The organism is Affinirhizobium lemnae (assembly GCF_022968395.1).
GTDB classification, from domain to species: Bacteria; Pseudomonadota; Alphaproteobacteria; order Rhizobiales; family Rhizobiaceae; genus Neorhizobium; species Neorhizobium lemnae.
Genome location: NZ_JALJQZ010000038.1, coordinates 26,355 through 34,508, shown reverse-complemented (window position 1 = coordinate 34,508; position 8,154 = coordinate 26,355). Strand labels below are relative to the sequence as shown.

The 8,154-nt window shown below is 57.4% G+C and carries 4 protein-coding genes; 2 read left to right on the top strand and 2 right to left on the bottom strand.

The window, feature by feature from the left end; genetic code table 11:
* Positions 1-85: 85 nt before the first annotated feature.
* Positions 86-727, bottom strand: coding sequence for a carbonic anhydrase (locus MUU53_RS18380; RefSeq protein WP_247262183.1), 642 nt, complete (start codon positions 725-727; stop codon positions 86-88).
* 131 nt (positions 728-858) lie between these two features.
* On the bottom strand, positions 859-1,731 hold the full coding sequence (pdxY, locus tag MUU53_RS18375) for a pyridoxal kinase PdxY (protein ID WP_247262182.1): 873 nt from the start codon (positions 1,729-1,731) through the stop codon (positions 859-861).
* A gap of 174 nt (positions 1,732-1,905) precedes the next feature.
* Here pdxY and MUU53_RS18370 point away from each other — a divergent pair, with 174 nt between their 5' ends.
* Together MUU53_RS18370 and MUU53_RS18365 are read left to right on the top strand one after the other, a co-directional pair.
* A complete protein-coding gene (locus MUU53_RS18370) occupies positions 1,906-6,660 on the top strand; it encodes an NAD-glutamate dehydrogenase (RefSeq protein WP_247262181.1) in 4,755 nt (1,584 codons plus the stop codon).
* Between the two features lie 120 nt (positions 6,661-6,780).
* Positions 6,781-8,145, top strand: coding sequence for an MFS transporter (locus tag MUU53_RS18365; protein ID WP_247262186.1), 1,365 nt, complete (start codon positions 6,781-6,783; stop codon positions 8,143-8,145).
* The last annotated feature ends 9 nt before the right edge of the window (positions 8,146-8,154 follow it).

Sequence of the window (8,154 nt, the reverse complement as noted above, 5' to 3'; positions counted from 1 at the left end):
TAACTTATAGCAAAACCGCTTCTAGCGGTTCAAGCGCAGCGTTTCAAACCTCCACCTCTGGTGGAGGTTATGACTTTGGAGGTCGTTATGCCTGAGGCCGGATGAAATCGCCGGTCTTTCCATCCATGACCCAAAGCTCGCCGGTCGAGATGTCGAACCAGGCCCCGTGAATACGCATGCTGCCCTTTTCTTCCAGGATGCGGATGCAGGGGAAGGTCTTCAGATTCGCAATCGAATTGCGGATTGAAACGCGCTCGAGCGCCGTCTGGCGCTCTGACTGCGTCATGATCTCCGTCCCGGGGATCTGGTCGGCAGTCGAGCGAAGCATGCCCATCCATTTGCCTATGAAATCGCCCGGTGACAGGGGCTCGTCCATTGGGTCCAATGCGGCCTGAATGCCGCCGCAGCGACCGTGACCCATCACGACGATATCGCGAATCTTCAGAGCTTGTACGGCATATTCCAAGGCAGCCGATGTTGCGTGGAACTGTCCGTCCGGCTCGTATGGCGGGACCAGATTGGCGACGTTTCGCACGACGAAAAGTTCACCCGGCCCGCAATTGAAAATGGTTTCCGGTGCTGCCCGCGAATCGCAGCACGCAATCATCAAGGTGTGCGGCTTCTGACCCTTTTCGGCGAGTGAGCGGTACCGCCCGCTCTCCTCCACATATCGCCCGCTCATGAAGTCTTCGTAGCCTTTCAGCAGGGAGACGGGAAAATCGCTCATGGTCAGGCTTATCCTTCAGATGAATTCAATGCCTCCCGCTTAAACCCGTAACGGGGCTTGCTCAACAATTTTGTCTTTTAATCACAAATGCGCTGGTATAATTGAGGTCTGGAGATCTACCTCGCCGACATTCACCGCCGCTTTGCCCGTGATGGGTGCATAAGATGTCGCATCTGCACCATGGCCATCGGCGCTGACAGGCTCGCAGAGTCCGTTTCCAGTCCAAGCTCGTCGCTGCCGCGTTTGGCTGTTCGTGCCAGGATCTCGAAGACGCTGGCAGTTGCGAGTTGCAAGGCCTTCTCTTCGGACATGCCGGAAAGCAATCGAGCCAGGAAGATGGCGGAGAGCAGATCGCCAAGCCCGTTCGGTGCGTTATCAATCAGTCGATGTTCCGCCAGAAGAGCGGTGTTGCCGCTGATGTAAAGATTACCGGTGCCGCCAGCCATCATCGAGACAGCTGACGTAACCAGCATTCGCGAAGGACCGAGCGCGATTGCCGCGTCCATGATGGCGCTGTTGGTGTCAAGGTCCGCTTCCGCGAACCAGGCAAGTTCATATCGATTGGGCGTTGCCAGGGAAGCCAACGGCAACAGATGATCACGAACCGCTTCTGCTGTCGCCTGAGGTACATAGAGACCGCCTCTGTCGCCAATGACCGGATCACAGGCGTAGAACAGATCGGGATTTTTCTGACGCAGACTGTTGACCAGTCGCGCGACAGCGGCCGGCTGATCCGGATGACCAAAGTAGCCGGTCAGCACGGCTTTAACCTCTCCCGTCCATGGGCTGCCAATAAGGTCATCAATCATCTGTTCGAAGATGTCAGGTGGTGTCACCATGCGGGTCGATGGACCGTGACCCGGGTGCCAAGGTAACAGGACTGTCGGCATGGCCCATACCGGAACTCCCATGGTCTCTAATGCGAACACAGCCGCACGATTGCCGACGGAACCCCGAATCACGTGACTTGAGATCACAATGACCGCGCTTTGATCGTTTTTCATCGAATACGACACCCTTTCGAACCTGTTGAATCGATTTTACGACGATCGCGCCAAGAAAACGTATTGAATTCTGCCAAAACTTGTCCAAAGGCTGCCATGCGGCTCTGATATGGCTGCAATATTCAAGAAATTCCTCAATATCTCATACAAAAAACAACTCTATGGGAGGAAATCATGGCCGTAAGGCAAAATCCGAAACGGGAAAAGCAGATCGAGTTGGCGCAAACTGTGCTGACGGACCATAGCGGGGTCCTTCTCGATCCGGCAATCCTGTTCGGGCGGGCGAGTAACGATGATATCGCCGCCTATACGCCGGAGATGCTGGCTGCCGCCGCGCTTCACGCAAGCGAAGAGCTGAAGGCCTGGAAGGGCGATGCGGCCAGGATCACTGTTTCGTCCTCAGACGACGTTCAGCCCAATGGCCAGCGTGTATCCATCCTCACCATTATCGACCGGGATATGCCTTTCCTCTTCGATTCCGTCATGGGAGAGGTGACCAGCACCCATCGCGATATCACGCTCGCGGTTCATCCTATTCTGGATTTTGAGCCAGGCTCATCTCCTAAGCTTTATTCGCATGAGCGCAGTCAGGCCAATGCACGGCATGTCAGCTTCATTCAGATCCATCTGGCGCTTTTGAGCGATGAGCAGGCCGAATCGCTCATCGAACGGCTGCGTCAGGTGTTGGATCGCGTGCACTCGGCGATCAGCGACTGGAAGCCGATGCTGGATCTTCTCGACGCTGCCATGAGCGAACTTCCGGACAATGTGGCGCGTGGCCGCAAGATGCAGCGCGCGGAGGTTCTGGATTTCCTGAGCTGGCTGCGTGACGGAAATTTCATCTTCCTCGGCATGCGGGAATATATCTATTCCGGCGATGGCGAAAGCGCGACCGTCGAGCGCGGAAAGGGTCGTGGTCTTGGAATTCTCTCCGATCCCGATGTTCTGGTTCTGCGCCAGGGCAAAGACAAGGTGACCACGACGCCGGAAATCCTGCAGTTTCTTCAGGGGCCGGATTATCTCATCGTCACGAAGGCCAATGTGAAATCCGTAGTTCACCGGCGCGCCTATATGGATTACGTGGGCGTGAAGCGCTTTGACGCTGAGGGCAAGGTGACCGGCGAATTGCGGATCGTCGGTCTGTTCACCGCGACCGCCTATACGCATTCTGTTATCGACATTCCGCTGTTGCGGGAGAAGGTCGCCAAGGTCGAGGATCATTTCGGCTTCGACCCCTTGAGCCATTCCGGACGCATGCTCAAGAACACGCTGGAATCCTATCCGCGCGACGACCTGTTCCAGATCGATCCGGATCTTCTGGCGCGCTACTGCGAGCAGATCATGGAACTGGCGGAGCGTCCGCGCGTGCGTGCTCTGGCGCGTATCGACCACTTCGATCGCTTCGTATCCATCCTTGTCTATGTTCCACGTGAAAACTATGACTCGGTCGTTCGCGAAAAGATCGGCCACTACCTGACCGAGGTGTTCCAGGGGCATGTTTCAGCCTATTACCCGGCATTCCCGGAAGGCGGCACCGCGCGCGTACACTTCATCATTGGACGACGCGATGGAAAGACGCCGCGCGTCGCCCAGAGCAAGCTCGAAGATGCGATTCGCGACATCTCGACACCTTGGGAAGAGCAATTTGTCGCTCTTGCTGGCCCCAAAGTGCCGCAGTTGGAAACGAGCTATGCCTTCCAGGAAGCTTTCACACCAGCAGAAACGGTAGAAGATCTGGACGATATCCTGGCCTGCGGGCAGGGTGAAAACATCCGTATCGCTCTCTATGAGCGTAAGCTTGTGGAGGAAGGACGCAAGGTCCTATCCCTCAAGATTTTCCATGCGGAAGGACATCTGGCTCTATCGCGCCGTGTTCCGCTTCTCGAAAATCTTGGCTTCCAGGTCGTCAGCGAACGGACGTTCGATTTGTTCCTGAAGGCGGATGGCAAGCGCATCGTCGTGCACGACATGGAGTTGGAACTCACGGAACAGCGCTCCATCGATATGGTCAAAGAAGCGCCACTGGTAGAGGAGGCGTTTCTCGCCGCCTTCTCCGGTGCCGTCGATAACGACAGCTTCAACAGACTGGTTCTGCTCACCGGGCTATCCGTCCGCGAGACAAATGTCTTGCGTGCTTTCGCCCGCTATCTGCGCCAGACAGGCATCGTCTACTCGCAGGCCCATATCGCGGATACCCTCGCGCGCTATCCGCAAATCAGCCGCCGCCTTTTCGAACTGTTCCGGGACGGCTTCGATCCAAGCATTGGCGACAAGCAGCGCGAACGCAAACTGACGGATCATCACGCAGCACTCGAAGGCGCACTCACTGCCGTTCCCAACTTGGACGACGACCGGACGCTTCGTCGCTACGTGAATCTCATCGAAAGCACGATGCGAACCAACTATTTCCAGAAGGATGCCGATGGAAAGCCGAAGGCTGTTCTTGCCTTCAAGCTGGACCCCAGCCGCTTGGAAGGGTTGCCGCAGCCTCTGCCTTTCCGCGAAATCTTCGTATACGGCACTGAAGTGGAAGGCGTGCACTTGCGCTTCGGCAAGGTAGCACGTGGTGGTCTTCGCTGGTCCGACCGCGGTGAAGACTATCGCACGGAAGTGCTCGGCCTCGTGAAGGCGCAACAGGTCAAGAACGCCGTTATCGTGCCGGTTGGTGCGAAGGGTGGCTTCTTCCCGAAAAAGCTGCCTTCGCCAGCACAGCGCGATCTGTTCTTCAACGCCGGCCGCGATGCCTACAAGACCTTCATTCGTACGATGCTGTCCATCACCGACAATATCGTCGGCGGTGACATTATTGGACCTGCCGATACGCTGCGTTTGGATGGTGACGACCCATACTTCGTAGTGGCTGCTGACAAGGGAACTGCAACCTTCTCCGACACCGCAAATGGCTTGGCGCAGGAAGCAGGCTTCTGGCTGGACGATGCGTTCGCCTCTGGTGGTTCTGCCGGTTACGACCACAAGAAGATGGGTATTACCGCGCGTGGTGCCTGGGAAGCCGTCAAGCGCCACTTCCGCGAAATGAATATCGATATTCAGTCGACCCCGTTCACCGTGGCGGGTGTGGGAGATATGTCGGGCGATGTGTTCGGCAACGGCATGCTGCTGTCGCGGCAGATTAGGCTGATAGCCGCTTTCGACCATCGAGACATCGTGATTGATCCGAACCCGGATATTGAAGAGACCTTCAAGGAGCGCGAGCGCATGTTCGCCCTGCCGCGCTCAAGCTGGCAGGATTTCGATCGGTCCGTGCTGTCTGAGGGTGCGATGATCATCTCGCGCTCCGAGAAATCGGTGAAGCTGACCCCACAGGCCAAGGCTGCCATCCATATCGAAAAGGATGTAGCCACACCTTTGGAGATCATGACGGCGATCCTGAAGAGCCCTGTCGACCTCCTGTGGTTCGGTGGTATCGGCACCTACATCAAGGCGCCCTCTGAAACGGATGCGGAAGTGGGTGATCGCGCCAACGATCCGATCCGCGTCACGGCAGGCGAAGTGCGCGCCAAGGTCATCGGCGAAGGTGCCAACCTTGGTGTGACCCAGAAGGGCCGCATTGCCTATTCGCTGAACGGTGGACGTTGCAACTCGGATGCTATCGACAACTCTGCTGGTGTGAATTCCTCTGACGTTGAGGTGAACATCAAGATTGCTCTCAGCCCTGCCATGCAGGACGGTCGCCTGCCGCGTGACAAGCGCGACAAGCTGCTGGCTTCCATGACGGAGGATGTGGGTCATCTGGTTCTGCGCAACAACTATCTGCAGTCTCTGGCGATTTCGCTCACGGCACGCCGTGGTGTGCGAAACCGGGAGGAGCTTGCAAGGCTGATGTCTGCGCTCGAAAGCCGTGGCGAGCTGAACCGCAAGGTGGAAATGTTGCCGGATGATGCCGAACTTGCCGATCGCTATGCGAGCGGCAAGCCGCTGACGCGGCCGGAAGTCGGCGTTCTGTTGTCTTACTCCAAGATCGTGTTGTTCGATGCGATCGTGGCGAGCCAACTGCCGGATGATCCTTACTTCGGTTCGATGCTCACCGGTTATTTCCCCAAGCAGATGCAGAAGACATTTGCCGAGGATATTTCCAATCACAGGCTGAGCCGCGAGATCATCGCGACCATTCTTGCCAACGAGGTCATCAACCGCGGAGGCCCCGGCTTCGCGCAGATGATGAGCGATATCAGCGGTCGTGGTCTGGTGGATGCCGTGAAGGCTGCATTCATCGCCCGCGATGCATTCGACCTGCCCAAGCTGTGGGCAGCGGTTGATGCTCTGGATACAAAGCTGGATGGCGAAGTTCAGAACGATCTCTATGAGCGTATCGGCGAGATCTTCATGGGCGCTACCATTTTCATCCTGCAGACCGGCGTGACCACCTTGCCTGTGGCGGAAGCTGTCCAGAATATCCGTTCCGGTCTGAAAAGTCTGCGTTCTGCAATCTCCAAGACGGCGATTGCTGCAACAGACTGGCCTGAGGGTGTACCCGCGGACTTGGCGGCCGAACTGGATCTTCTGCCCAATCTCGTTCTCGTGCCAGAAATCATGCTGATCTCCGATCGCAGTGGTGCGCCACTCGCTCGGGCGACCGAAGTCTACTTCAGCGTAACCGATACCTTCAGGGTCAATCGCTTCCTCGATGCGGGCGAGCGTTTCAGCCCGGCGGATCACTACGAGAACCTTGCTTTGGTGCGTAGCCTGCAACAGATCGCAACAGCGCGACGCGATATCGTGTCCGCTGCTCTCGCTGGCTATGGAAGCGAGAAGCGTCCTTTGGAGGCTTGGCTGTCGAGTGACCGTATTCGTTTGAACCGCATCAGCAGCGAGTTGCTGGCGCTGAGCGAAGGGGGTGAGACGTCGCTGGCGAAGATGATGGTCGCGGCGAGCCTGTTTACCGATCTTGCCCAATCGCAGGTTCGGTGATCCTATAGGATCTTCAGGTCCGGCTTCGGTTTATCGCCGTGGCCGGACCGGAGGGCGGCTCTCCGGCGTCGCTGACAATGCCTGCTTGGAGATGGACGCGTGAGCACTTCGCAAACCGGGATGGAGACACGTGCCTCTTCCCGCGGAATCTGGGGCTGGATGCTGTTCGACTGGGCAGCCCAGCCCTTTTTTACCGTTGTCACGACCTTTGTCTTCGGCCCCTATTTCGTTGCCCGACTGACCGAAGATCCGGTCTCGGCACAGGCCATGTGGAGCAACATGGCAACGGTGTCGTCGATCATCATCGCCGTTCTGTCGCCGGTGCTGGGTTCGATCGCGGATCAATCAGGTGCACGCAAGCCATGGATCCTGTTTTTTGCGCTGATCAAGATTGCATCGCTTTCGATGCTTTGGTTTGCGGCGCCGGGCTCGTCGCTTCTATGGCCCGTCACCTTCATGATCCTGGCCTCGATCGCAGCGGAATTTTCCATCGTCTTCAATGATTCTATGATGCCGCGGCTGGTACCGGAGCGGGAGGTTGGCCGCATCTCCAATACGTCGTGGGGGCTCGGCTATCTCGGCGGCATGATCGTCCTGATCCTTGTCGTAGGTTTCCTTGCGGGTGACCCAAAGACCGGCAAGACACTCCTCGGTCTCTCGCCTCTCTTTGGGCTCGACCCGGTTCAGGGTGAAGATGCGCGCGTAACAGGGCCACTTGCAGCACTCTGGTATCTTATTTTCATCCTGCCGATGTTCCTTTTCACGCCGGATGCCGCGCGCGGCCTTCCCATGCGCCAGGCCGTGCGGGCGGGTGTCGCACAATTGAAAAGCACAGTAGCTGAACTCGTCACCCGCCGTCGGATGACCCTGCGCTTCCTCCTTGCCCGCATGCTCTATCAGGACGGCGTGAACGGTGTGCTGATCCTGGGCGGTGCCTTTGCGGCTGGCATGTTTGGCTGGGCAACGCTGGAAATCGGGCTCTTCGGGATACTGATCAATGTTGTGGCCATCTTCAGTTGTCTGATCGCCGGACGCCTGGATCGCATCATGGGTTCAAAGCGCGTGGTGATCGGGAGCCTCGTCCTCCTGATCATTGCCACGACCGGCATCGTCTCGACCGGGGTCGATTATACGATCTTCGGTCTTGTCTCGCTGCCTGCGGTCGATAGCGGAGGCCCCTTCGCCACGTCGGCAGAAAAAGCCTATCTCCTATTCGGCGTTCTGATCGGTGCCGCGTTCGGACCTGTTCAAGCGTCTTCACGCTCTTATCTGGCCAGGAGCATTTCTGTCGACGAGGCGGGACGCTATTTCGGAATTTACGCGCTTTCCGGTCGCGCCACCAGCTTTCTGGCAACGCTGTCGTTTTCCATTGTCACCTATGCAACGGGGTCCGCGCGTCTCGGTATGGCTACCCTGATCGTTTTTCTCGGAGCCGGATTTCTGCTGCTTCTTGCAACACGCTATCCCGCCAAATCGCCTGATTGACAGCAGTCA

What these genes read in the sequence shown, in the direction of transcription:
- MUU53_RS18380 (WP_247262183.1), bottom strand. Translation starts at nt 727, where the DNA reads ATGAGCGATTTTCCCGTCTCCCTGCTGAAAGGCTACGAAGACTTCATG.
- MUU53_RS18370 (WP_247262181.1), top strand. Translation starts at nt 1,906, where the DNA reads ATGGCCGTAAGGCAAAATCCGAAACGGGAAAAGCAGATCGAGTTGGCG.
- pdxY (WP_247262182.1), bottom strand. Translation starts at nt 1,731, where the DNA reads ATGAAAAACGATCAAAGCGCGGTCATTGTGATCTCAAGTCACGTGATT.
- MUU53_RS18365 (WP_247262186.1), top strand. Translation starts at nt 6,781, where the DNA reads ATGGAGACACGTGCCTCTTCCCGCGGAATCTGGGGCTGGATGCTGTTC.